Annotated in this window: 25 protein-coding genes; 19 read left to right on the forward strand and 6 right to left on the reverse strand. The window is 68.2% G+C overall.

Features of this window, described 5'->3' with window-relative positions; genetic code table 11:
- On the forward strand, positions 1-633 hold a 633-nt coding region (locus NCCP_RS07750; protein WP_263970133.1), incomplete at its 5' end, for an RHO alpha subunit C-terminal catalytic domain-containing protein.
- Positions 634-790: 157 nt separating this feature from the next.
- On the forward strand, positions 791-1,459 hold the full coding sequence (locus tag NCCP_RS07755; RefSeq protein ID WP_225873749.1) for a GntR family transcriptional regulator: 669 nt from the start codon (positions 791-793) through the stop codon (positions 1,457-1,459).
- A gap of 211 nt (positions 1,460-1,670) precedes the next feature.
- Here the strand turns inward: NCCP_RS07755 and NCCP_RS07760 are convergent, their stop codons facing one another.
- The 3 genes from NCCP_RS07760 to NCCP_RS07770 form a co-directional block, all read right to left on the reverse strand.
- A complete protein-coding gene (locus tag NCCP_RS07760; RefSeq protein ID WP_149956680.1) occupies positions 1,671-1,874 on the reverse strand; it encodes a cold-shock protein in 204 nt (67 codons plus the stop codon).
- A gap of 175 nt (positions 1,875-2,049) precedes the next feature.
- Complete coding sequence (locus NCCP_RS07765) at positions 2,050-3,669, reverse strand: BCCT family transporter (protein WP_479688378.1); 1,620 nt, start codon at positions 3,667-3,669, stop codon at positions 2,050-2,052.
- A gap of 54 nt (positions 3,670-3,723) precedes the next feature.
- Entirely contained in the window at positions 3,724-4,668 is a 945-nt protein-coding gene (locus NCCP_RS07770) for a flavin reductase (RefSeq protein ID WP_149956681.1), read from the reverse strand.
- 141 nt (positions 4,669-4,809) lie between these two features.
- On the opposite strand from NCCP_RS07770, the gene NCCP_RS07775 reads away from it, so the two are divergent.
- The 9 genes from NCCP_RS07775 to NCCP_RS07815 all read left to right on the forward strand — a co-directional run bounded on the left by NCCP_RS07775 (position 4,810) and on the right by NCCP_RS07815 (position 12,671).
- Positions 4,810-5,505 carry a GntR family transcriptional regulator gene (locus NCCP_RS07775; RefSeq protein WP_225873750.1) on the forward strand — a complete coding sequence of 232 codons (696 nt, stop codon included), beginning with the start codon at positions 4,810-4,812 and terminating at the stop codon, positions 5,503-5,505.
- A gap of 136 nt (positions 5,506-5,641) precedes the next feature.
- Positions 5,642-6,271 (forward strand): amino acid synthesis family protein, encoded by a 630-nt coding sequence (locus tag NCCP_RS07780; RefSeq protein WP_149956682.1) that lies wholly within the window; start codon positions 5,642-5,644, stop codon positions 6,269-6,271.
- Entirely contained in the window at positions 6,268-6,822 is a 555-nt protein-coding gene (locus tag NCCP_RS07785; protein WP_225873751.1) for an amino acid synthesis family protein, read from the forward strand. The genes NCCP_RS07780 and NCCP_RS07785 overlap by 4 nt, the downstream gene beginning before the upstream one ends.
- Entirely contained in the window at positions 6,819-7,685 is an 867-nt protein-coding gene (locus tag NCCP_RS07790) for an alpha/beta fold hydrolase (protein ID WP_225873752.1), read from the forward strand. Before NCCP_RS07785 ends, NCCP_RS07790 begins: the two co-directional genes overlap by 4 nt.
- Positions 7,678-9,159, forward strand: a complete 1,482-nt coding sequence (locus NCCP_RS07795) for an aldehyde dehydrogenase (RefSeq protein WP_149956683.1) — start codon at positions 7,678-7,680, stop codon at positions 9,157-9,159. Before NCCP_RS07790 ends, NCCP_RS07795 begins: the two co-directional genes overlap by 8 nt.
- Positions 9,160-9,171: 12 nt before the next feature.
- A complete protein-coding gene (locus tag NCCP_RS07800; RefSeq protein ID WP_149956684.1) occupies positions 9,172-9,417 on the forward strand; it encodes a tautomerase family protein in 246 nt (81 codons plus the stop codon).
- Between the two features lie 12 nt (positions 9,418-9,429).
- Positions 9,430-10,497 carry an LLM class flavin-dependent oxidoreductase gene (locus NCCP_RS07805; protein ID WP_149956685.1) on the forward strand — a complete coding sequence of 356 codons (1,068 nt, stop codon included), beginning with the start codon at positions 9,430-9,432 and terminating at the stop codon, positions 10,495-10,497.
- 590 nt (positions 10,498-11,087) lie between these two features.
- Entirely contained in the window at positions 11,088-11,969 is an 882-nt protein-coding gene (locus NCCP_RS07810; RefSeq protein WP_149956686.1) for a manganese catalase, read from the forward strand.
- A 246-nt stretch (positions 11,970-12,215) separates the two neighbouring features.
- Positions 12,216-12,671, forward strand: a complete 456-nt coding sequence (locus NCCP_RS07815) for a DUF4383 domain-containing protein (RefSeq protein WP_149956687.1) — start codon at positions 12,216-12,218, stop codon at positions 12,669-12,671.
- 183 nt (positions 12,672-12,854) lie between these two features.
- Here NCCP_RS07815 and NCCP_RS07820 read toward each other — a convergent pair whose 3' ends face one another.
- On the reverse strand, positions 12,855-13,196 hold the full coding sequence (locus tag NCCP_RS07820; protein ID WP_149956688.1) for a DUF8129 domain-containing protein: 342 nt from the start codon (positions 13,194-13,196) through the stop codon (positions 12,855-12,857).
- A gap of 146 nt (positions 13,197-13,342) precedes the next feature.
- Entirely contained in the window at positions 13,343-14,086 is a 744-nt protein-coding gene (locus tag NCCP_RS07825) for an MBL fold metallo-hydrolase (RefSeq protein WP_149956689.1), read from the reverse strand.
- A gap of 231 nt (positions 14,087-14,317) precedes the next feature.
- Between NCCP_RS07825 and NCCP_RS07830 the strand changes: the two genes are divergently transcribed.
- From NCCP_RS07830 to glf, 3 genes are read left to right on the forward strand one after another with little or no spacing between them, the layout of a single operon-like run.
- A complete protein-coding gene (locus NCCP_RS07830; RefSeq protein ID WP_149956690.1) occupies positions 14,318-16,786 on the forward strand; it encodes a glycosyltransferase in 2,469 nt (822 codons plus the stop codon).
- Entirely contained in the window at positions 16,783-17,079 is a 297-nt protein-coding gene (locus tag NCCP_RS07835; protein ID WP_149956691.1) for a hypothetical protein, read from the forward strand. The genes NCCP_RS07830 and NCCP_RS07835 overlap by 4 nt, the downstream gene beginning before the upstream one ends.
- On the forward strand, positions 17,073-18,296 hold the full coding sequence (gene glf / locus NCCP_RS07840) for a UDP-galactopyranose mutase (protein WP_149956692.1): 1,224 nt from the start codon (positions 17,073-17,075) through the stop codon (positions 18,294-18,296). Before NCCP_RS07835 ends, glf begins: the two co-directional genes overlap by 7 nt.
- Positions 18,297-18,401: 105 nt before the next feature.
- Here glf and NCCP_RS07845 read toward each other — a convergent pair whose 3' ends face one another.
- Positions 18,402-18,848, reverse strand: a complete 447-nt coding sequence (locus NCCP_RS07845) for a MarR family winged helix-turn-helix transcriptional regulator (RefSeq protein ID WP_149956693.1) — start codon at positions 18,846-18,848, stop codon at positions 18,402-18,404.
- A gap of 189 nt (positions 18,849-19,037) precedes the next feature.
- Between NCCP_RS07845 and NCCP_RS07850 the strand changes: the two genes are divergently transcribed.
- The 5 genes from NCCP_RS07850 to NCCP_RS07870 all read left to right on the forward strand — a co-directional run bounded on the left by NCCP_RS07850 (position 19,038) and on the right by NCCP_RS07870 (position 22,596).
- Complete coding sequence (locus NCCP_RS07850; protein WP_149956694.1) at positions 19,038-19,277, forward strand: hypothetical protein; 240 nt, start codon at positions 19,038-19,040, stop codon at positions 19,275-19,277.
- 438 nt (positions 19,278-19,715) lie between these two features.
- Complete coding sequence (locus NCCP_RS07855) at positions 19,716-19,931, forward strand: hypothetical protein (RefSeq protein WP_149956695.1); 216 nt, start codon at positions 19,716-19,718, stop codon at positions 19,929-19,931.
- A gap of 333 nt (positions 19,932-20,264) precedes the next feature.
- The gene (locus NCCP_RS07860) at positions 20,265-21,344 is read left to right on the forward strand and encodes an iron-containing redox enzyme family protein (protein ID WP_225873753.1); all 1,080 of its coding nucleotides are present in this window, start codon (positions 20,265-20,267) and stop codon (positions 21,342-21,344) included.
- Entirely contained in the window at positions 21,341-22,384 is a 1,044-nt protein-coding gene (locus NCCP_RS07865; protein WP_149956697.1) for a glycosyltransferase family 2 protein, read from the forward strand. Before NCCP_RS07860 ends, NCCP_RS07865 begins: the two co-directional genes overlap by 4 nt.
- Complete coding sequence (locus tag NCCP_RS07870; protein ID WP_149956698.1) at positions 22,381-22,596, forward strand: CDGSH iron-sulfur domain-containing protein; 216 nt, start codon at positions 22,381-22,383, stop codon at positions 22,594-22,596. Before NCCP_RS07865 ends, NCCP_RS07870 begins: the two co-directional genes overlap by 4 nt.
- The last annotated feature ends 30 nt before the right edge of the window (positions 22,597-22,626 follow it).

A 22,626-nucleotide genomic window follows, 5' to 3' on the forward strand; every position in this document is an offset into this window, starting at 1 on the left:
CACGCCGCGTGCAATTACCAGCTCATCCTGGACAACCTGATGGATTTGACCCATGAGGAGTTCGTGCATTCTTCCTCGATCGGGCAGGAAGAGCTGAGCGAGTCGGAATTCGAGACCACCCATGACGGGAACACCGTGACCGTCACCCGGTGGATGTTCAACATCGACGCCCCGCCGGTTTGGGCCAACTATCTCAAGGACCGTTTTCCCGACTACGCCGGTCCGGTGGATCGCTGGCAGATCATTCAGTGGCAATACCCTTCCACCATCCGGATCGACGTGGGCGTGGCCAAGGCCGGTACCGGCGCGTTCGAGGGTGACCGCAGCCAGGGCGTCAACGGCTACGTGATGAACACGATCACCCCGGAGACGGACCGCACCAGCCACTACTTCTGGGCGTTCATGCGCAACTACCGGCTCAACGATGCGTCCATCACGCGGAAGACCACGCAGGGAGTGTCGGGAATTTTCGCCCAGGACGAGGCCATGCTCAAGGCCCAGCAGGAGGCCATCGACGCGAACCCGGACCACGAGTTCTACAGCCTGAATATCGACGCCGGCGGCATGTGGGTGCGCCGGCTGATTGAGCGGATGCTGTTGGCGGAGGATCGGTTGGCCGCGGCGGCACTGTAGGGTCGGCACACCGGCAGGGTCGGCACACCGGCAGGGTCGGTGCCGCGGTAGGGTCAGGGGGCATCGGCATCACCGCCATCGTGCAATAATGTCGACAAAATTGGTTGCCAACAATCAGCGCCAACATTCAGCGCTGACATTCAGCGGAGGAGCAATCGTGACAGCGGAAAGCCTCACGGCCACCCAGACGGTCGTTTCCAGGCTCCGGGACGCGATTTCGCGCGGAGACCTGGCTCCCAACCAGAGGCTCATCGAGCAGGACATCTGCATGGCGTATGAGGCGAGCCGGGCAACGGTACGGGCCGCCCTGGCTGAGTTGGCGACCGAAGGACTGGTGGAGCGGATCCAGAACCGCGGTGCGCGGGTACGCTCTGTCCCGGTGTCCGAGGCCATCGAAATCCTCGAGGTCCGCGCGGCGCTTGAAGCTATGTGCGCGGCCCAAGCTGCCGCCCGGCTGAAGGACGAGGACCGGCGAATGCTCCAGTCTTTGGGCGGGAGCATGCGCCAAGCCATCGACGCGGGGGATCTGTACCGTTATGCGGAGCTTAACAACCGCCTGCATGAAGCTGTTTTGAATATCAGCGGGCACGGCACGGCTGCCGCGGTGATCCACCGGCTCAAGGGCCAGGCGGTCCGCCATCAGTTTCGGCTCAACCTGCGTTCGGGCGGCCCCGCAGGATCGCTGGCTGAACACCTGGAAATTATCGATGCCATTTGCGGCGGTGACGCCGCCGCTGCCGAGGACGCCATGAAGCGGCATCTTCTCAACGTGTGCGACGCGCTCCGGGAGCGCGGCGTGGAAGGGCATGCCGCCAGCGAAGCGTAGCGCCCTGCTCCCGGGGCCTTCTGGGGGCCAGGGCCGTGCGTTGTCCCCGGCCCTGCGTTGTCCCCGCCCTGGAGACGGGCGAAGGCCCCAGCTGGGGGGAAGCTGGGGCCTTCTTCATCACTCGCACCTTTTGAGGTGCTTCCAACATTAGGGAGCCAGCCTGCAAAATCCCTGTGTGGAACGTGGGAATTTGCCCGGCTCTGATGCCCGGCTAGAGCGGGCGGATGTTCTCTGCCTGAAGGCCCTTGTTGCCCTGCACGACGTCGAATTCGACCTTCTGGCCCTCGTCGAGGGACCGGTATCCGCTGGATGCGATCGCCGAGTAGTGCGCGAAGACGTCATCGGAGCCGTCGTCGGGGGCGATGAATCCAAAGCCCTTTTCGGAGTTGAACCACTTCACTGTTCCAGTTGCCACTTGCAAGCCCTTCGGTATTCATGATCGCCCAGACGGGACACCTCCAGACTATGGGCGCTGACTAGGCGGGTGCAAGGAAAATTAGTCCGGCCTGCCGCGGATGACGTCCGGCGCGGACGGTCCGCGGGCCAGATGGCCGGCGGACCGTCCGGTGTGCGCACTACGGGGGCTGCCGCTATGATCCGCTTTCCTCGCGTTCCGCCCGCCCTTGTGCCGCCGGCAGCTCGGCCAGCTTCGCGTGGCGCAGGAGCTTGAACTCCGGGTCCTGCCGCATTTCCTTGACCAGGGAGATCCCCAGCAGCGCCACGATCAGCGTGAAGGGAAGGGCTGAGAGCATGGCGGCCTGCTGGAGGGCCGCCAGCCCCCCGACCACCAGGAGCAGGACGGCGCAGGTGCCGGTGAGCACGCCCCAGAGGGTCAGGACCGGCCTGCTGGGGGTCAGGCTCCCCTTGGAGGAGAGCATGCTCAGCACGTAGGTGTTGGCGTCGGCTCCGGAGATGAAGAACAGGGCCACCAGGACAACCGTGACGACGGCGGTGACCTGCGCCAGCGGAAGCTGCTCCAGCATGGCGAAGAAAGCGGAGTTGACGTTCGCCGTCGTCGCCTCGCCGATGCCGGCGCCATCCATGTCCATCTTGATGGCCGTGCCGCCGAAGATGGTGAACCAGGCGAAGAAGACCAGGCTGGGCACGCCCAGGACGCCGGCGACGAACTGGCGCAGGGTGCGTCCCTTGGAGATCTTGGCCAGGAACACCCCCACGAAGGCCCCCCAGCTCAGCCACCAGGCCATCATGAAGTACGTCCACCACTGCATCCACTGCAGGTCGTCCGCGGTGGAAGGGGTGATGAGGCTGGTGGCGAAGAATTCGTTGGCGTACTGGCCGACGGAGCGGAAGAACAGGTTGGAGACGAAGCTGGTGGGACCGGCGAGGAAGACGTAGATCGCCAGGACCACCGAAAGGCCCATGGTGATTTCGCTGATGTACCGGATGCCGCGGTGGACCCCGGACAGGGCGGAGAGGGTGAACAGGACCGTGATCACCGCGATGATGACGATCTGTACCGGCAGGCCCACGGGAAGTCCGAAGACCCGGCTCATGCCCTCGTTGATCTGCGAGGCTCCCAGCCCCAGGGAAGTGGTGGTGCCAAAAAGGGTGGCAATGATGGCGAAGACGTCGATCGCCTTGCCGAACCACCCGTCCACGAGCCTGCCCAGGACTGGCCGGAGCATGGGGGAGACCAGGCCGGGACGGTTCTTGCGGTGGGTGGAGTAGCCGATGGCCAGCCCGAAGACCCCGAACACGGCCCAGGCGTGTGGTCCCCAGTCGAAGTAGCTGAACTGGAGGGCGCGCACGGCCGCCTGCATGGTCTCCGGCTCGGCCAGGGCGTGCGGCGGGGCCAGGAAGTGGGAAACAGGTTCGGCCACGCCGTAGCTGATCAGGCCGATGCCCATCACTGCCGAGAGGATCATGGCCAGCCAGGCGCGGGTGCTGTATTCGGGCCGGCTGGTGTTGGAGCCGAGCCGGATGTCCCCGTACCGGCTGAGGGAGAGGTAGACCAGCAGGCCGATGCACAGCAGCGGGACCACGAGGTAGCTCCAGCCCATGGATCCGGCGACCCGGTTCATGGTGGTGGTCATGGTATCGCCGAGGCTGGTCGGGGAAACCGCCGCCCAGAGGACGAAGACGGCGATCAGGCCCACCGACACCGCCAGCACCGCCCCGGGGCGGTTCGGGGAGGATGGCCTCTTCGGGGTGGTGCGGGGCAGGACGGGCGGGTCGATTTGTTGGACCACGGTGTTCTCCGGTTCTTGTCGTCGAAAGGGCCGGCAGGCCCTTTCGAGCAGGCGTCACAGCTGGATGAGGTCGTCGCTGTCGTAGAAGCGGCCGGCTTTGTAGACGATCGGGCTGGCCTCGGTGACTTCCGCGTGGCGCACGCGGCAGATGAAGACGGTGTGCGTCTTGGCTTGGAAGCGTTCGCGGATCTCGGCTTCCAGCGACGCCGGCGAGCCGTCGATGAGCGGGCTGCCGTGGGGCCCCGCGTGCCAGTCGACCTGCGCGAACTTGTCAGCGGCTTTGGAGGCGAACGTCGCCACGGTCTCGCGCTGCCCGGTGCCGAGGATGTTAATCCCCAAGTGGGTGGCCGAGAACAGGGCGGGGTAGGTGGAAGAGGTCTTCTGGATGCAGACCATCACCAGGGGCGGCTCCAGCGAGACGGAGGCGTAGGAGTTGACCGCCAGGCCCTTGGGTTCGCCGTCGGACTGCGTGGTCACCACCGTCACCCCGGTGATGAACTGGCGGTTGAAGGTCTTCATCACCTGGGGGTCCGGCTCGCCGGACAGGTCGTCCACGACGACCTCGCCCGGCTGCTCCAGGGCATCGCTGAGGTGGCGGACCCCGAGGCTGTGCAGCAGTTCGGAGCCGTCCCAGGTCACCTCCTCGCGGTCGATGCGACCGTCCACCAGCGACAGGTGGTTACAGCCGCGGGTCTGGACCCGGCGCTGGGTGGCCGGCACGCCCAGATAGGGCTCGGTGTGGGTTCCGGTACTCGTCCAGAAGACGGCTGCGGTGTCCCCCTGGACCACCACCGAATCGATCGTCGTGGTCAGGTCGGGGAAGCCGGCCCGCACGGCGAGGATCTCCTCCTGCAGCTGCTCCAGCGTGCTGCTCTGCCCGCTGGCCCGGCTGACCCGGCTGTAGCCGGGAGTGACGACGTCGGCGAGGGCGGCCACGTCCCCGCAATCCCACGCGCTGTGCCAAATGGACGTAAGACTTTTTTCCAGTTGCTGTTGCATGGCACAACAACGTAATGCCCATCACACCGTCTGGTCAATCTCCTGCGCAGACTTTCCTGCTTCCTCGGAATTAAGCGGTTTTTTCCGGCCCCGCCGGATGCGCCTTGACGCATGCCCAAGGCCGCACCTACGGTTTGATGTATGCAAGAAACGATGGAGAACCTGACCGGGGACACCCACGGCTCCGAAGGGGCCCTTCTGGACCGGGTGCGTCACCTGGTCCTCAGCGGGCGCTTCCCGCCCGGGGCCCCGGTATCCGAGGTGCTCCTGGCGCAGGAGTTCGAGGTCAGCCGCACCCCCATCCGGGAAACGCTCAAGCAGTTGCAGCACGAGGGGCTGGTGGAGATCCGCCCCAAGGTGGGCACCTTCGTCCGCGAACCCACCCGCCGGGAGATCGTGGAGCTGTTCCAGCTCAAGGAATGCCTGGAGGGGATGGCGGCCGGCCTGCTGGCCCGGCGCGGACCGGTGCCGGAGCTGGAAATCCTGGAACGCAACGTCGAGGAGTCGGACAAGGCGGCGGCCAGCCAGGACGCGGCCCGGTACGCCGAGTTGGTCCACGAGTTCCACCGCACGCTCATCCTCGGGGCCGACAACAGCAAGCTGGTGGAGCACTACGACCGGCTGATGAACCAGCTTGCCTACCACCGGCTGGTCCTGCGCACCGCCGAACACCCGGGACGGATCACCACGTCCACCGGGGAGCACCGGGCGGTGCTGGCCATGATCCGTGCCAAGGACCATTTCGGGGCCGAGGCGGCCATGCGCAACCACGTCTATGCCTCGTCCCGCGAACTGCTCACCGACGCCCGGACGGCGGCGGAGCACACGCTTTCCTGAAACTTTCCAGACCCACGGATGCCGGCCCCGCCCGGCGCGAAAGGAACACCCATGCGCTTTTCGATCGTCCCTGACCCCGGCGCCTTCGGGGACCCGGCCAGCCCGGAACTGCCCTCCGAGAAAGTGATGGCGCACTGTGCCTAGCCCGAGTCCCTCACCCGAAGCGGGTTCCGCCGGCATCCGCAAGATCATCTACTACCAGGAGGAGACCTTCCTGGAGAACGGGCAGGAACCGGCCGTTCCGGCCGTGCGCGCCGCCGCCGCGGCTGTCCTTGCCAACCCGTGGGCCGGAAGCGGTCCCTCGGCCGACCTGGCCGCCGGTTCCGCAGGCGTGGCGCCGCAACTGGCCCGCGTGCTGAGCGACCGCCTGATCGGGGGCCTCGGGGGAGCGGAGAGCATCGAGGCTTTCGGCAAGGCCGCCATCGTTGGCACCGCCGGGGAGATCGAGCACGGCGCCGCGCTGATCCACACCCCGTACTTCGGGAACCTGGTCCGCGAATTCCTCGAGGGCAGCTCGATCCTGTGTTTCGCCGACGACCGCGCGGAGGCCGGCCAGCCGCTGGTCATCCCCATGTGGCACAAGACCGCGGCGGCCACCCGCAGCCACTACCAGACCATCACCACCCGCATCGGCGACGGCCCCCGGGCGGACGAGATCGTCATCGCCGCGGCCGCTTCCACCGGCCCGCGTCCGCACCCGCGGATCGGGGACCGCAGCACCGACCCCACCGTCACCTCAGCCGTCCTTGAAGGAGCAACCGCATGATCACCCCGCGCAAGATCTACACCATTGTCGAAGAAACCCTCCTGGAAGGTGGCCGGCCGGTCGAACCGGCGGCGCGTGTCGCCCTCGTAGCCGCCGTGATCCCCAACCCCTGGCACGGCCAGGGGTTCGTGGAGGACCTCAACCCCGGCATCGACGAGACGGCCTCCGCCATCGGCGAGCTCCTGGCCCCGCGCGTGGTCGAGGCGCTCGGCACCACCGTTGAGGCGTACGGCAAGGCCGCCATCGTCGGACTCGAGGGGGAGATCGAGCACGGTTCGGCGCTGATCCACACCCTGAAGTTCGGCGACCACTTCCGCAAGGCAGCCTACGCCACCACGCTGCTGCCGGCGGTGGAGAAGCGCGGGCCGGCCGGAATCGTCTTCGACATCCCGCTCAAGCACATCACCGACGCCACCATCCGCTCCCACCACCAGAGCATCGAGGTCCGCCTCGCCGACGCCCCGCACCCCGGCGAGATCGTCATCGCGCTGGCCGCCGCGGCCCAGGGCCGCCCGCAGCAGCGCCTGGCCCCGCTGAGCACCGAACAGTGATTGACCGGGCAGTGATCAACCAGGCACTGACCAACCAGACACTGACCAACCAGGCAGCGACCCACGAAGCAGTGACCAACGAATCAGCGGACATGGTCCAGCCCCTGCCGGCCGTCCTGCCTGAGCCGATCGTCCTGCTGCACGGCGTGGGGCTGGACCGCACCATGTGGGAGCCCCTCCAGGCCGAACTGGCCGCGCTCACCGGCCGGCCCGCCCTCGCGCTGGACCTGCCCGGCCATGGCGGCCAGCCGCCGCTCACCAGTCCGGCGACCCTCGCCGGGCTGGCCGCGGACGTCGCCGCGCGGATGCCCGGCCCGGCCCACGTGGTGGGTTTCTCCCTGGGTGCGCTGGTCGCCCAGCACCTGGCCCTGCACCGCCCGGAACTGGTCGCCACCCTCACCAGCGTCAGCTCCGTGTGTTCGCGCACTCCCGAGGAGGCCGCGTCCGTGCGCAGCCGGCTGGAGAACGCCCGCCGGGACTTCGCCGGAAGCGTCGAGGCCTCCATCGAACGCTGGTACCCGGAGGGCTCCGGGGTCGATGCCGGGACCGTGGCCCGGACGCGGACCACCCTGCTGGCGAACTCCGAGGAGTCCTACCTGTACGCCTATGAGGTCTTTGCGACCGCCGACGCAGAGATCGGCCCCGAACTGGGCCGCATCGCGGTCCCGGCGCTCGCGGTCACCGGGGAACTCGACCCCGGATCGACGCCGGAGATGACCCGAAGGCTGGGCCGCGCGGTCCCCGGTTCCCGAACGGCCGTCGTCCGCGGGGCACACCACATGCTGCCCGTCGAGCAGCCCCGGGAACTCGCCCTCACCATCCACCGCTTCATCGAAGAATCGAGCCGAGAAAACCATGAGTGAGCGCTACGACCACTTCATCAACGGACGCCACACGGCCCCGGTCCGCGGCGGGTATTTCCCCAGCTCCAACCCGGCCACCCTCGAGGTCCTCTACGAGGCCGCCCGCGGCACGAAGGAGGACGTGGACGCGGCCGTCGAAGCGGCCGGCCAGGCCTTCGACAACCCGCTGTGGCGCGACCTTTCGGCGACCAGGCGCGGGCACCTGCTGCGCCGCCTGGGCGACCTGGTGGTGGAGCACGCCGAGGAACTGGCCCGGATGGAAACCCGGGACAACGGCAAGCTCCTGCGCGAGATGCGCGCGCAGCTGGCCACCCTGCCCGAGTACCTCTACTACTACGCCGGACTGGCGGACAAGGTCCAGGGCAGCCAGATCCCCACCAGCAACATCCAGGTGCTCAACTACACCCAGCGCGAGCCGCTCGGCGTCGTCGGAGCGATCACCCCCTGGAACTCGCCGCTGACCCTGACCACCTCCAAGCTCGCCCCGGCGCTCGCGGCCGGCAACACACTGGTCATCAAGCCCTCCGAATACACCTCCCGGACCGTCCTGCGCCTGGCGGAACTGGCCACGGAGGCCGGCTTCCCCGACGGCGTGGTCAACGTGGTCACCGGCTACGGGGCCGAGGCGGGCGCACCCCTGGTGGAGCACCCGAAACTCGCCAAGATCTCCTTCACCGGATCGACCGCCACGGGCTCCGCCATCGCGTCCTCGGCGGCAGCGCGCTTCATTGGCTGCACGCTGGAGCTGGGCGGCAAGAGCCCGAACATCGTCTTCGAAGACGCCAACGTGGACAACGCCGCCATGGGCGTCGTCGCGGGCATCTTCGCCGCCGCGGGACAGACATGCATCGCCGGCAGCCGGGTCTTCGCGCACCGCTCCGTCTACGACGAGCTGCTGGAGAAGGTCGCGGACCGGGCCCGCAGCATCGTCGTCGGCGACCCGATGCTCGAGGCCACGGAGCTGGGCCCGCTGGCCTTCGACGCCCAGCAGCAGAAGGTGAACTCCTACGTCGAACTCGGCGTCTCCGAGGGGGCCACCGTGCTCACCGGCGGGCGCCGGCCCGACGTCGCGCTGCCGGGGTACTTCTACGCGCCCACCGTGCTGACCGGCGTCACCAACGACATGCGCGTCACCCGCGAGGAGATCTTCGGGCCCGTGGCGGCCGTCATGCCCTTCGATACCGAGGAGGAGGTCCTGGCCCTGGCCAACGACACGCAGTACGGACTCGCCGCCGGAGTGTGGACGCAGAACCTTTCCCGCGCCCACCGCATGGCCCGGCGGCTGGATGCGGGCACCATCTGGGTCAACACCTACCGCGCCATGTCCCCGATGTCCCCGCGCCAGGGGTTCAAGGACAGCGGCGTGGGGATCGAGCACGGGCTCGAGTCCATGCACGAGTACACGCGCCTGAAGAGCGTGTGGATCAACACCGACGAGGGGCCGGTCGCCGACCCCTTCATCATGCGCAGCTAAAGGAGAGCACCCATGCCGCTGATTGACGTATCCATCGCCGAGGGGCGCAGTCCCGAGCAGCTGCGTGCCCTCGTGGCCGCCCTCCACCGCGCCGCGGAAGAGTCCGTGGGCGCGGTCCCGGAAAACACCACCGTGATCGTGCGCGAGGTTCCCGCCACCCACTGGTCCAAGGCGGACCAGACCATCGCCGAACGGCAGGCCGCGGCCCAGGCGGCTGCGCCCGTCCGCGAAGCGCCGGCCACAACCACCGCAGAATAAAAGGAGCCCCTCATGCGCTTTTCCCTCTTCGTCCACATGGAGCGCTGGGACGAGAGCGTCTCGCATCGCGAGTGCTTCGAGAACCTGACGGAACTCGCGCTCATCGCGGAGGCGGGAGGCTTCAGCACCGTCTGGATTGGTGAGCACCATTCGATGGAGTACACCATCTCTCCCAGCCCCATGCCCCAGCTCGCCTACCTGGCGGCGCGCACCTCGACCATCCGGCTGGGTGCCGGAACGATCATCGCGCCCTTCTGGAACCCGATCCGCGTCGCCGGCGAGACGGCGCTGCTGGATGTCATCAGCAACGGCCGGGCGGAAGTGGGACTGGCGCGGGGCGCCTACCAGTTCGAGTTCGACCGCCTCATGGGCGGCATGTCCGCGGTCGACGGCGGCAAGCACCTGCGCGAAATGGTGCCGGCCGTGCGCGCGCTGTGGGAGGGCGACTACGCGCACGACGGCGACGTCTGGCAATTCCCCACCTCGACCAGCGTGCCCAAGCCCATCCAAAGGCCGACCCCGCCGATGTGGATTGCCGCCCGCGACATTTCCTCCCACGAGTTCGCGGTCGCCAACGGCTGCAACGTGATGGTGACGCCGCTCATGAAGGGCGACGAAGAGGTCGAGGACCTGGTGGGCAAATTCGACACCGCCGTGGCAAACAATCCCGGCATTCCCCGCCCGGACCTTATGGTGCTCCGCCACACACACGTCCACCCCGCGGACGAACCCGGGGGATGGCGCCGCCCGGCCGAAGGCATCCAAAAGTTCTACAGGACGTTTGATGCCTGGTTCGGAAACAAGGCCACCCCCAAGGACGGTTTCCTTGAGCCCAGCCCGGCAGAGAAGTTTGCCGGACGGCCCGAGTTCACCCCGGAGTCCCTGCATAAGACAGCGATGATCGGAACGCCGGATGAAATCATCGGGCGCCTGCGCCGATACCAGGAACTGGGCGTCACCGAGTTCAGCCTCTGGTCCGACAACAGCCTGACCCACGAGGAGAAGAAGCGTTCCCTTGAGCTCTTCATTGAGCACGTGGTGCCGGCCTTCCAGCAGCAGCCCGCATCAGTGGCACAGTGATGCCCACCGGCTGAGGCCCGGCCCCCCAAACGCGACACACAACCGGCCGCCCCGCAGGCAAGTCCGCCTGCGGGGCGGCCGGTTGCGTGGGGCGGCAGCGGCCAAACCCAGCCCCAACAACCCCTCCGCGCCGGGGCAAACGACCGCCCGGCGGCACCCACTTTCAGGACCTGCGCAGGGAGCAGGGAACCGGCACCGGTAACGCCCGAAAGGGGCCGCAAGGCCCGTGCCCGCACCACCCCACCCCTTTACCGCTGCCCGGCAGCCCGGCATAGTGGGGAACGCGTGGCCGGAAGCGATGGGTAGCGGCCCAAGCCGCTGCCTTCGGCACCTGATCCGCGTCCCTCGGTCCGACCCCCAGCGGAGGCAAGGGACGGGTACGCCGGGCAGGAAGGCGTCCTGAAGCGGAACTGGAGCAGGGCCGGCACCGCCGTCCCCGCGGCCCTCCAAAAGCAAGACCAACAAAAGCAAGACGAAGCGCCCGGGAACGCCACGCCCAGGGCTCCCCAGGCACTGGGCTCCCTCACGCCACATCCCCCCACAACCACCAGCCGGCTGGCCCTGCAGGGGCAGCCAGAAGGAGGACCGTGATGTTTTTCCACAGGCAGGTTTTGCAGTACAAGGCCACTCCCGAAAAGCCCGATGCGGTCTACGCGCGCAAGCTGCAGGAGGTGATCGGCGGGCAATACGGGGAAATCACCGTAGCGATGCAGTACAGCTTCCAGGCGTGGAACGCCCACATGCCCGGCAAATACCGGGACCTGCTTTTCGCCACCGCCGCCGAGGAATTCGGCCATGTGGAGATGCTGGCCACGATGGTTGCCCAGCTGCTGGAAAAGGCGCCGGTGGGGATCACCGAGGACGCCATCCAAAAAGATCCCACCGTTGCGGCGATCATCGGTGGAACCGACGTGCAGGAGGCGATTGCCGCAGGAGCCGGGGCCCGTCCGGTGGACAGCAACGGCAACCCGTGGAACGCGGGGTACGTCACCGCCAGCGGCAATCTGCTGGCGGATTTCACCTCCAACGTCAACGCGGAGATGCAGGGGCGCATCCAGGTGGCCCGCCTCTACCACATGACTGACGACCCGGGCGTTCGCGACCTGCTCTCCTTCCTGCTGGCCCGCGACACGATGCACCAGAACCAGTGGCTGGCGGCCGCCCGGGAGCTCCAGGAAGAGGGTAACGAGTCCGTTCCCGTGCCCAGCAACTTCCCGATCAAGAAGGAGCACCGGGAGGTCTCCTACCAGGCCATCAACTTCTCCAACGGGGCGGCGATGGGCCAGGGATCCTGGGCCTCCGGCCCCACCCCGGACGGGTTGGGAGAGTTCACCTACATCGACACCCCGCCCGAGGGCGTCCCCATGCCGCCGCCCACCCACCCTGACGCGCGCTTCTACGGCACCACGGAACTGCCCAACGTCGTCGAAAAGGCCGCCGGCACGCTACAGGACAAGCTGAAAAAGGAGTGACCCCCGGAGCCCCGGGAACAGGCGCATGGCAGGCCTGCCCGGGCCACCTCCCCTGTGCTCGCCGCGCCCCAATGGGGTGCACGGAAGACCATAAATCCTGCCGCATCCCCGAAGGTCAAGGGGTAGCCCCGAGGGCTTCCATAGTCGCCGTTTTTCAGGGATTATGCGGATACGGCACCAACCGCATGAAAGGGATGACCGCAGCATTAACGCGGCGGACACCTATCCGATGGAAGGACAAATGCCATGACCACACACTCACACACTCACGGGGAGCGAACGGCAGTCCAGAAGGCGGCCATGGCCGTCGGCGCGGTATTCCTCCTGGTCGGACTCCTTGGGTTCATTCCCGGAATCACCACCAACTACGACCAGCTCAGCTTCGCCGGCCACGACTCCGACGCCATGCTGATGGGCATCTTCCAGGTGTCCATCCTGCACAACATCGTCCACCTGCTTTTCGGCGTCCTCGGCCTGGCCCTGGCGCGGAACCCGGAACAGGCCCGCAAGTACCTTCTGTGGGGCGGGGTGGTGTATCTGCTCCTGTGGCTCTACGGACTGGTCATCGACCATGACAGTGACGCGAACTTCGTCCCTGTCAACAACGCCGACAACTGGCTGCACCTGCTTCTCGGTGCCGGCATGATCGCCCTGGCCCTTGCGCTGACCCGCCACCGCAACCGCAAGCCCCTGACCACCTAGGCAGGGGAGCCCCTCGGCCAGGCAGGCCCCTATAGGGCTCCAGGCCGGGCTGTGGCACAGGACAGGCCCCCGCGGTTTCGCGGGGGCCTGTCCTGTGCCGGTGGACCCGTCCGCAGAATTTCGCCGGACTTCAAAAATCCACCGGACTTCAAAATTCCACCGGACTGGGGACGGGCGCGCGGACTATCTGCCCGGCTGGGAGTTGTAGGTGGGGTTCCCGTGGAAAGGCGGCACTGGAGTGGGGCCCGACGTTGAGGGATCCACGGGGGACCCGCCCTGTTCCCCGGTGACCTCAGGGGTGTCCGGCTGCGCCGGCCCGCTGGGCTCCTCGCCCGCCTGCAGCGCTTCCAGCCGCTGCTCCAGCACCTGGATTACCGGAAGGCGGTTTCCATGGTTTCGCTCGAAATCGAGCAGCTGCGAGACGCCTCTTGCATCCAGCCCATGGATACGCGACGGAAGTGTTCCCAACGGAATATGGTCGTAGTCGGGGAGCGGCAGTTCGTTCTTCTCCGGCAAGTGGCTCATGGATGTCCTTCTGCATTCGGCGACGCCCTGCCGGCGCCGACGGGGTTCCGGATACGGCGCGTCATTGCGCCGCTCGTCCCAAAGTAACAGCAGAGACCCCGATCGGTAACCCACTTTTCCGCCCGGGGAATCCGGCCCTGCCCGGGTTAGTGTGCTCCGGTTGCCAGGGCCAGGTCCACCGCACGCCGTGCACCCTCGGCCCAGGGGGCCCCGTGTCCGGGAAGCACGGTCTGCTCCCCGGTGCCGGCTAGGACTTCCAGGGAGGCCAAGGCTTTGTCCGGGTCGCTGGTCGCTGCGTTGGCGACGATCTGCGGGCCCCTGGCGCCGGTGTAGGGGTCAAGGGTGACCAGGGCGTCGCCGGAGAAAACCACGCCGTGCCGGGGCAGGTGCAAAATGCAGTGCCCGTCCGTGTGTCCGGGGGTGTGGAGCGCAATGGGGCGTCCGGGCAGGGGGAGGGGCTCGCCCGTGTCCAGCGGGCGCGTGTCGTCCACTCCCTTGACGGACAGGGCGCCGGCAGCTGCCATTCCGGCGAGCAGCGGCAGCGACCGCGGATGGGTCAGGGGGTAGAGGAAACGGTTGCTGCGCGGCTTGTACCGGTACGGGTGGGCGGCCAGCCGCTGGTCCCCATGGTGGACCAGGACCGGCACTTCCCACTTCCGGTGCGCATGGAGCGCGAAACCGACGTGGTCGAAGTGGCCGTGGGTCAGGACCAGGGCCCGGATATCGCTGACGTCCCTTCCCAGTCCCGCAAGCAGGCCCAGAAGCGGCGGCCGCATGCTGGGCAGGCCGGCGTCGACCAGCAGGAGGCCGTCGTCGTCCTGCACCACGTAGCAGTTCACGTGCGCGTGGCTGATCAGGTGGACCCGGTCTGCGACAAGCTGAACTTCCATCACGTTCCCTCTCGGCAAGCGGCGTGGCGGGCCCATTCAGGATGGAAGAAGGACTTCCTCAGGTCAACTGCCGCCTTATCCCCGCGCCTGGGGTGTGGAACGACATCCCTTGACACCCCTCAGAGATCCGGCCTAGGGTCGGTCCACCTACAACTGTGGTTCAGCCTCCAGCCACTACCTGGCAGTTCCCCTGCCCCCACCGGGCAGGGTTGTGAGGGAAGGGCGGTGCCCATGCAGGACAGCAGTTCAGACCGGCGGATCCCGATGGTGGCGGGCGTCGAAAGCACGTACCTGCCCGCCTATGACGTCGACATTTCCGACGCCACCGGACATACCATCGCGTGGCGGAACGACCTGGAATCGATTGCGGCCGCCGGGGTCCAAACGGTGCGGTACCCCATCCGATGGCACCGCGTCGAGCGGCGGCCGGGACACTATGACTGGGGCGAAACCGACAGGGTGCTCGAATTCCTCCACGCCCGCGGGACCGACGTGATCGTGGACCTGCTGCACCACACGAGCTACCCCCGCTGGCTGGATGACGGGTTCAGGGATGCCCGTTTCAGGGGGAGCTACCTGCGCTTCGCCGAGGCCGTCGCCCGGCGCTACCCGTGGCTGCGCTCCTACACCCTGTTCAACGAGCCTTTCGCCACCCTGTTCCTCACGGGCCACGAGGCCCTCTGGCCACCCTACGACCGCGGCATCGAGGGGTTTGCCCGCCTGGCGGCCAACGTCCTGCCGGCCATCTCCGAGGCCTCGGCCTGCTGGTCCGAGCTGCTCCCGCGGGCCCGGCACGTGTGGGTGGACACCTGCGAACACCATGCCGGCACTCCCGGAGGGCCGGCGGAGTACGCGGCCCTGGCCAACGACCGCAGGCACGTCCTGCTGGACCTGGTCCTGGGCCACCAACTGGAGGCCACCCGGCCCTTCCTCTCGCGCTTCCTCGCGGCCGGGGCCGAGCACCTGGTCGGCAGGGTTCCCGTCCGCGTGGACGTCGTCGGCCTGGACTACTACTGCCACTCAGAGTGGTGGTACGACGAATCCGGCAGCATGGCCCCTTCCCCCCGCCCCGTCGGGTTCGCCGCCCTGGCGGAGCAGTACTTCCGGCGCTACGGGCTTCCGGTGATGCTGACGGAGACGAACATCCGCGGGCTTCCCACGGACAAGGCGTCCTGGCTCCGCCACACCCTGGAGCAGTACGAGCTGGCGGTTGCGCGCGGTGTGGACCTGCGTGGCTACTGCTGGTTCCCCCATGTGGACTCCTGCGACTGGGACTCCCTCCTGGCCAGGGCGGGCGGACGCGTGGACCCCGTGGGCGTCTACAGCCTCGGTGCGGAGGGACAGCGGCTCAGGACCTCCTTCACGGATGCATGGGAAGCGGTGGCCGCCGGGAAGTCCGTAGCCGAGCTTCCCGCCTACCGGTTCCAGGCCCCCTGCGACCGCCAGCTGCGGGGATTCGTCCCCCTGATGGCGCACTGGCCCTGGACCGACCTCCCCGCCACCGAAATCGTCCCTCCCCTGAATGTGAAGGAACCCCCGATGAACGAATCCGTCCCCGATCTGGCTGTCCTCTCACACCTGCGCTGGACGTGGGTGTGGCAGCGGCCCCAACAACTCGTCTCGCGGTTCGCCGCCCGCCGCGCCGCGGCCGGGGCCAGAACCTGGTTCATCGAGGAACCAGTCCCGGGAGAAGTCGCGGAGCCCCGAATTTCATGGGAGGACCGGGATGGCATCACCCGCGTCTGGCTGGTGGTTCCCGACGGCGGCCGGGGCGGCCACATCGGGTTCGACGATCCCCGGGCAGAGTCCTACCCCCAGTTGCTGCAGGACTTCCTGCAGGCCCGAACGTCCTCCCCGGACGTCCTGGTCTATACGCCCATGGCCCTGGATGCCGCCCACGCCCTGAAGCCCGGCAGGATCTGCTACGACGTGATGGATGACCTCGCCTCGTTCCTGGGGGCACCCGAAGCCATGAAGCTGCGCCAGCACCAACTGCTCGCCGAAGCCGACGTCGTTTTCACGGGCGGACGGTCCCTGCATGAGGGGATCCGGCGGCACCGCCGGACCGGTTGCCACCTTTTCCCCAGCGGTGTGGATTCCGCCCACTTCGAAACGGCGCGGCGGCTCAGGGCCACCCGGGGCGGTGCCGTCCCGCCGACGGCCGGCTACGTCGGCGTCATCGACGAACGCGTGGACCTGGACCTGATTGCGGGAGTCGCCGCGCACCTCCCCGACTGGCACTTCCGGATCGTGGGCCCGGTCACCAAGATCGATCCGGCATCGCTGCCCCAGGCGGCAAACATCGAATACCCGGGCATGGCTGACTACGCGCGGCTGCCGGAGATCATGGCGGGCTTCGACGTGGCCCTCATGCCTTTCGCCCTCAACGAAGCCACCCGGCGCATCAGCCCCACCAAGACTTTGGAGTACCTGGCGGCCGGCCTTCCGGTCGTCTCCACCCGGGTGCCCGACGTCGTCACCGACTACACGGGCATCGTCCGCTTCGCGGACACCGCCCAGCAGTTCGCCCAAGCGGTCCTCGATGCGGCCGGCGAATCCCGGGGGCAGCGCGACAGCGCATCGGCGCCCTTGCGGGAACGGCACGAGTGGGACTCCATCGCCGAAGCGATGCACGAGCGCATCTGCGCCCAACAAACAACGGATGCCGAGGAAGAATCCGCTAAGGAGGCTGGAGCATGAGGGCCAACCAGCTGGCCCAAGAGCTTGACACCGCGCACCGTCACGCCATCAGCGCCGCCAGTGCCGGGCTGCAGGACCCGGCACTGGGCACCGAGCGCCTCACCGGACCGGTAGTGGGCCGCCTGGCCGACGCCGCCGTCACCTCCGCGACGCCCTTCCTGCGGGCCCCTTTGCTCGCCAGGATCTCTGCGGTCCGGCTCCTGCACACGCCCAGCGCGGAGGATGGCGACGGAAAGTGCCCCGCCTGCCAGACGCCCGCGCCCTGCGCCACCGTCCGGGAGCTGTCGTGGTAACCGCGCCGGGCGGGAGGCCGGACCTCGTCGTCGTTGGTTCCGGCTTCTTCGGGCTCACCGTCGCCGAAACCGCAGCGCGCCGCTACGGCAAGCGCGTGCTGGTCCTGGAGCGCCGCGACCACCTGGGCGGCAATGCCTGGTCCGAGCCCGATCCCGAGACCGGCATCGAGGTTCACCGCTATGGCGCGCACCTTTTCCACACCTCCAACGAACGCGTATGGCAGTACGCCCAACGCTTTACCTCCTTCACCAGCTACCGGCACCACGTCCACAGCGTCCACAACGGACGCACTTACGCCATGCCCATCAACCTTGGGACCATCTGCGCCTTCTTCGGCCGGCACCTCAGCCCCGACGAGGCCCGCGCGCTCATCGCCGAGCAGGCGGCGGAAATGGCGGGCCGTGAACCGGCCAACCTGGAAGAAAAGGCGATCTCCCTCATCGGACGGCCCCTCTACGAGGCCTTCATCCGCGGGTACACGGCCAAGCAGTGGCAGACGGACCCGAAGGAACTCGGAGCCGACATCATCACTCGGCTTCCCGTGCGCTACACCTTCGACAGCCGCTACTTCGCCGACACCTACGAAGGGCTCCCCACCGACGGGTACGCGGCCTGGCTGGAGCGCATGGCCGCGCCGGACCTTATTCGGGTCGAGCTGGGCACCGACTACTTCCAGGTGCGGGACCGGCTTCCCCAGGGCGTCCCGGTGGTCTACACCGGTCCGCTGGACCGGTACTTTGACCATGCCGAGGGGCGGCTGTCGTGGCGGACGCTGGACTTCCAGCGCGAGGTGCTGCCCATTCGCGACTTCCAGGGAACTCCGGTCATGAACTACGCCGACGAGGACGTCCCCTGGACGCGGATCCACGAGTTCCGGCATTTCCACCCCGAAAGGGACTACCCGACGGACCGGACGGTCATTGTCCGCGAATACTCGCGCGCGGCCGAGTCCGGCGACGAACCCTACTATCCCATCAACACCGCCCAGGACCGCGACATCCTGAAGCGCTACCGGAAGCTCGCCGCGGCCGAGCGGAACGTGTACTTCGGCGGCAGGCTGGGGACGTACCAGTACCTCGACATGCACATGGCCATCGCCTCCGCCCTCTCCCTGGTCGAGAACCACCTTGCCCAGCGGTGGGATGCGGCCGCGCCGGCGCCGCGTCCCCGCCGCATCAGGGGCGCGGTGCGCCGGACCCGCAGCGGCGCTTCCTAGGCCCCGCGCCCAGCCCAAGGCACGTCTCGACTCCCGTGCCGGTGCCGGTGTGCCGGTGCCCGTGCCGCGCTGTCCGGGGTGCGCTAAGCGGGGCGGCGCGCCCCTTTAGCGGGTGGCCCTGGCGGCGGCGGTGAGCCGGCTCATGAGCTGGTGCAGCAGGGAGAGCTCTTCCCGGGACATCCCCAGGCGGCGCACCATTTCGACGGGCACCTGCTCCGCGTCCCGGCGCAGGAGGCGCCCCCGTTCGGTCGGGGCGATGGCCAGGGTGCGCTCGTCCTCGGGCTTGCGCTTGCGTTCCACGTAGCCGGAGGCCTCAAGGCGCTTGATCAACGGGGACAGCGTCCCGGGATCCAGCTGCAGCAGGGAACTGAGGTCTTTGACGGAGAGGGGAGAGTTCTCCCACAGCGCCAGCATGACCAGGTACTGCGGATGGGTCAGCCCGAGCGGTTCCAGCACCGGTCGGTAGGCGGCTACCACGCTGCGGGAGGCCACGGACAGCGCGAAGCACACCTGATGCTCCAGTGCCAAGGTGTCGATGCTTTGGTCTTCCACCGTTCCCTGCTTTCCTCGTTGCTGCCGCTACCGATCTTCTCACCTTCGCCGGGAACGGGGACGGAGACGGGGGCGGGGAGGGGGACAGCCGGGCAGCAATTTTATTTGTACACCAATTATTTGCGTACCATGAGAATACCGGGCCTGCCCCGGACCCACCCTCAGCGGCCCACTCACGGAACGAGAACCATGAATCCCGACACTCCCTTGCCGATCCTTGCCGACACCACCGGGCTCAGCCGCGGATACCGTTTCCGCTGGAGCCTGCAGTACTTGGGCTTTTCCATCTTCGGACCGGCCGACCAGCGCGTGGAGAACAGCCCCAAGGAACGCCTGAAGTGGGAACGGGCCCGCAGGGTACTGCGGGCTTATGAGCAGGCGGGGAAGCAGGCACCGGCGGAAGTGGTCGAAACGGCCAACCGCTGGTAGACCCTTGGGGCTTTGCCCCTCCGGCCGGGGGCGGAGCCCGGGAACGGTGGGGGAGGGCCGGCAAATCCTGTGCCAGCCGCAGGCGGCAAGCCCGCTCCGGGGCGAGCGGGATTACGGGGCTCATGAGATTCCGGAGCCAAAGAGAGAAGCCCCAGCCTGGGGGGGAGGCTGGGGCTTTGTCTCATCACTCGCACCGTGTTGAGGTGTCTACGACGATAGCCAGCCACCCTGCGAACTGCCTGTATGTGCGATGGGAAAACGCACAGGGGCTGGACCACGCCTCTGCGGAACACCACCCCGACCGGGCCTCCTTCAAACCCCACTGCCTCAACTTCCCGGGACGCTAACCCCGTGTCGGGAGGCACTGTTTGGGGTCCGGTGGAAGATAGTGGTGGTTCCGGTGGCTGTAAACCGGGCTCGAATAAGGAGATATGGCAGATGAGCGATCAGCGGACGGTGAAAATCGGGGACCTGGAGGCGGTGCCTTCAGAGGCGGACCGGTTCGTCGTGCGGGAAACGGCCCAAGACCTGGTCCTTGGCGACGTACGGATCGCCGACGACGGACGCTTCGAGGCGCGCCGGGCGGACGGATACTTCGCCGGGGCCTTCAAAACGCTTGCCGAAGCAATGCGGACCCTGGCCGGCGACCGGTAGGGAAAGCGGCCGCACCGGCATCGTCAGCACCGGCTTCGGTGGCACCGGCTCCGGCCACCGCCGAAGCCGGTGCTCTGTCTGTCGTACTGCGGGAGCGCTGCCCAGCGCATTGTCTGGTGCGCCGGACAGGGCGCCGGACAGTGCGCCGTCCGGCGCGCCCCAATGCCCTCCGTCGGGGAGTCAAGGAGATGTTTCAGACCCTTGACACACCCTCTTCGGACGACAAGGGTGGCGGGTACGGGACCGTGACTCCGGCGGGCCGATCCGCCCGGCTGCCCCCGCAGCCCGGCCGGGCCGATGCCGGACGGCGCCCCCTGGACAGAGGAGGACCCCTTGCACGCACCCGCCGCCCGCGGCGCCGCATCCACCGAACTGCTCGCTGCGCTGAGCCGCAATGACTTCGCCGACCACCTGCCCGCGCTCGAGTCGGCGACTGGCGCCGCGCTGCGCACCACAGAGGACATCCTGTACGACGATGACCTGCAGTTGGCGCTGCTCTGCCTCTACGAGCTGCACTACTCCGGGATCGAGGGCGTGGACGACCGGTGGGAGTGGCACCCCGCGCTGGTGGCCGTACGCTCCCGGATCGAGGCGGCCTTCGAGGACCGGCTGCGTCGCGGCATCAGGTCCGCAGGCCTTGGTTTCAGCGGGACAGAGTCCAGCGGGGAGGCCTCCGGGAGCCGCACCCCGTCCAGCCCGCAGGGCGTGGCCGAGGCCCTCTTCCGGATGGCCGAGGGCGGAGGCGGCCCCTCCGTCTCGGACTTCGTGGCCCGGACGGCCACCTTGGACCAGGCCCGCGAGTTCCTGGTCCACAAGTCCGTCTACCAGCTCAAGGAGGCCGATCCGCACACGTGGGCGATTCCCCGGCTGTCCGGCCGTGCCAAGTCAGCCATGGTGGAAATCCAGGCGGACGAGTACGGCGGGGGCCGGGCCGGAAGAATGCATTCCGAGCTTTTCGCCCGGACTATGGAGGGCGTCGGCCTGGACCCGGCCTTCGGGCACTACGTGGACATGGTTCCGGCGATCACCCTCGCCTCGGTCAACGCCATGAGCCTGTTTGGGCTGCAGCGCCGGCTCCGCGGGGCCATCGTGGGCCACCTGGCCATCTATGAGATGACCTCCTCCATCCCCAACGCAAAGTACGCCCGCGGGTTCCGCCGGCTGGGCTTCGATTCCCCGGTTACGGACTACTTCGACGAGCATGTGGAGGCGGATGCCGTCCATGAGCAGATCGCCGGCCGCGACCTCGCCGGGGGCCTGGTGGAGTCTGATCCGCGGCTGGCCTCCGACGTCTTCTTCGGCGCCGCGGCGGTGTGCCTGCTCGACGGACTGGTGGGGGACTGGCAACTCAATGCCTGGCGGGAGGGGCGCTCCTCCCTGCTCGCGGCGCTGCCGGCTGCGGAGGCCGCATGACCGGGGCCGCGGACGGCTCCGCCACCGGGAGCGGGCCCGGCGCCGGCGTCGAATACGTGCTGCCGCTGCGCTGGATGGACAACCGGCGGGACGAGGACCTCACGCGCTACCTGCGCCGTTTGGTCCGTTCGGTCGATGTGACCGTCGTGGACGGCTCGCCCGCCCCGGTGTTTGAGCGCCACGCGGCGCTGTGGGGCTCCTGGCTGCGCCATGTGCGGCCGGAGGCCCCTCCGCGGACGGGATGCAACGGCAAAGCGGTGGGCGTGATGACCGGATTGCGAATGGCCCGGCACGAGTTGGTGGTCATCGCCGACGACGACGTCCGCTACAGCCGGCGCTCCCTGCGCGAGGTCGTGGACCGGCTCCGGGACGCGGACCTGGTGCGGCCGCAGAACTACTACAGCCCGCTCCCGTGGCATGCCCGCTGGGACACGGCCCGCATCCTCATCAACCGGGCGTTCGCCTCCGACTATCCGGGAACGCTGGCACTGCGGCGTTCCAGCCTGCCGGACGGCTACCGCGAGGACGTCCTGTTCGAGAACCTGGAACTCATCCGGACCGTGCGGGCCCGCGGCGGCCGCGAGGCGCGGGCCGACGACGTGTTCGTTGCCCGCATCCCGCCGACCGCCCGGCATTTCTGGTCCCAGCGGGTGCGCCAGGCCTACGACTCGCAGGCCCAACCTCTGCGGCTCGCCGCCGAGCTCGCGCTGCTCCCGGCGCTGCTTTTGCAGTCCCGGCGTCCGGCCGGCTACCTGCTCTGGGGCGCCGCCTGCGTCGGGATTGCCGCGGCCGGCCGGAAGCGGCACGGCGGAGTGGAGGCGTTTGGTCCCTCGGCTCCGGCGTGGGCTCCCCTGTGGGTGGCTGAGCGTGCACTTGCCGCATGGTCCGCCCTGGCCCTGCGTGCTGCGGGAGGCGTCCCCTACGCCGGCTCCCGGATCCGGGACGCCGCCACGCCCCAACGCTCCCTCCGCCCGGCCGGGCCCAAGGAACCGGCGGCGCCGGAAAAACCTGCGGCACCAGAGAAAGGACCGCGACCATGAGCGCTTCCGGGAACACCGAAATCACCGTCTGCCCCCGGGGCCCGCTGTTGGTCCGCGGGGAGATCGAGCTGCGCGACGCCAACGGCCGGCCCATCGAACCCGAGCGCGGCACGGTGGCCCTCTGCCGCTGCGGCGCCTCGGCCAGGAAGCCGTTTTGCGACGGCAGCCACAAGCTCACCGGCTTCGAACGCCCCCGCGGTGACGCTGCCTAGCCCTTGCCGCCGGGCGCTGCCGGGAGCCTG

It is taken from the genome of Zafaria cholistanensis, from assembly GCF_008580665.1.
Taxonomy (GTDB): domain Bacteria; phylum Actinomycetota; class Actinomycetes; order Actinomycetales; family Micrococcaceae; genus Zafaria; species Zafaria cholistanensis.

Excerpts from the sequence above, each read along its gene's own strand:
- NCCP_RS07795 (WP_149956683.1), top strand. The coding sequence starts at position 7,678 with ATGAGTGAGCGCTACGACCACTTCATCAACGGACGCCACACGGCCCCG.
- NCCP_RS07770 (WP_149956681.1), bottom strand. The coding sequence starts at position 4,668 with ATGCAACAGCAACTGGAAAAAAGTCTTACGTCCATTTGGCACAGCGCG.
- NCCP_RS07800 (WP_149956684.1), top strand. The coding sequence starts at position 9,172 with ATGCCGCTGATTGACGTATCCATCGCCGAGGGGCGCAGTCCCGAGCAG.
- NCCP_RS07825 (WP_149956689.1), bottom strand. The coding sequence starts at position 14,086 with ATGGAAGTTCAGCTTGTCGCAGACCGGGTCCACCTGATCAGCCACGCG.
- NCCP_RS07865 (WP_149956697.1), top strand. The coding sequence starts at position 21,341 with ATGACCGGGGCCGCGGACGGCTCCGCCACCGGGAGCGGGCCCGGCGCC.
- NCCP_RS07830 (WP_149956690.1), top strand. The coding sequence starts at position 14,318 with ATGCAGGACAGCAGTTCAGACCGGCGGATCCCGATGGTGGCGGGCGTC.
- NCCP_RS07835 (WP_149956691.1), top strand. The coding sequence starts at position 16,783 with ATGAGGGCCAACCAGCTGGCCCAAGAGCTTGACACCGCGCACCGTCAC.
- NCCP_RS07820 (WP_149956688.1), bottom strand. The coding sequence starts at position 13,196 with ATGAGCCACTTGCCGGAGAAGAACGAACTGCCGCTCCCCGACTACGAC.
- NCCP_RS07850 (WP_149956694.1), top strand. The coding sequence starts at position 19,038 with ATGAATCCCGACACTCCCTTGCCGATCCTTGCCGACACCACCGGGCTC.
- NCCP_RS07855 (WP_149956695.1), top strand. The coding sequence starts at position 19,716 with ATGAGCGATCAGCGGACGGTGAAAATCGGGGACCTGGAGGCGGTGCCT.
- NCCP_RS07870 (WP_149956698.1), top strand. The coding sequence starts at position 22,381 with ATGAGCGCTTCCGGGAACACCGAAATCACCGTCTGCCCCCGGGGCCCG.
- NCCP_RS07810 (WP_149956686.1), top strand. The coding sequence starts at position 11,088 with ATGTTTTTCCACAGGCAGGTTTTGCAGTACAAGGCCACTCCCGAAAAG.
- NCCP_RS07805 (WP_149956685.1), top strand. The coding sequence starts at position 9,430 with ATGCGCTTTTCCCTCTTCGTCCACATGGAGCGCTGGGACGAGAGCGTC.
- NCCP_RS07785 (WP_225873751.1), top strand. The coding sequence starts at position 6,268 with ATGATCACCCCGCGCAAGATCTACACCATTGTCGAAGAAACCCTCCTG.
- NCCP_RS07815 (WP_149956687.1), top strand. The coding sequence starts at position 12,216 with ATGACCACACACTCACACACTCACGGGGAGCGAACGGCAGTCCAGAAG.
- NCCP_RS07775 (WP_225873750.1), top strand. The coding sequence starts at position 4,810 with ATGCAAGAAACGATGGAGAACCTGACCGGGGACACCCACGGCTCCGAA.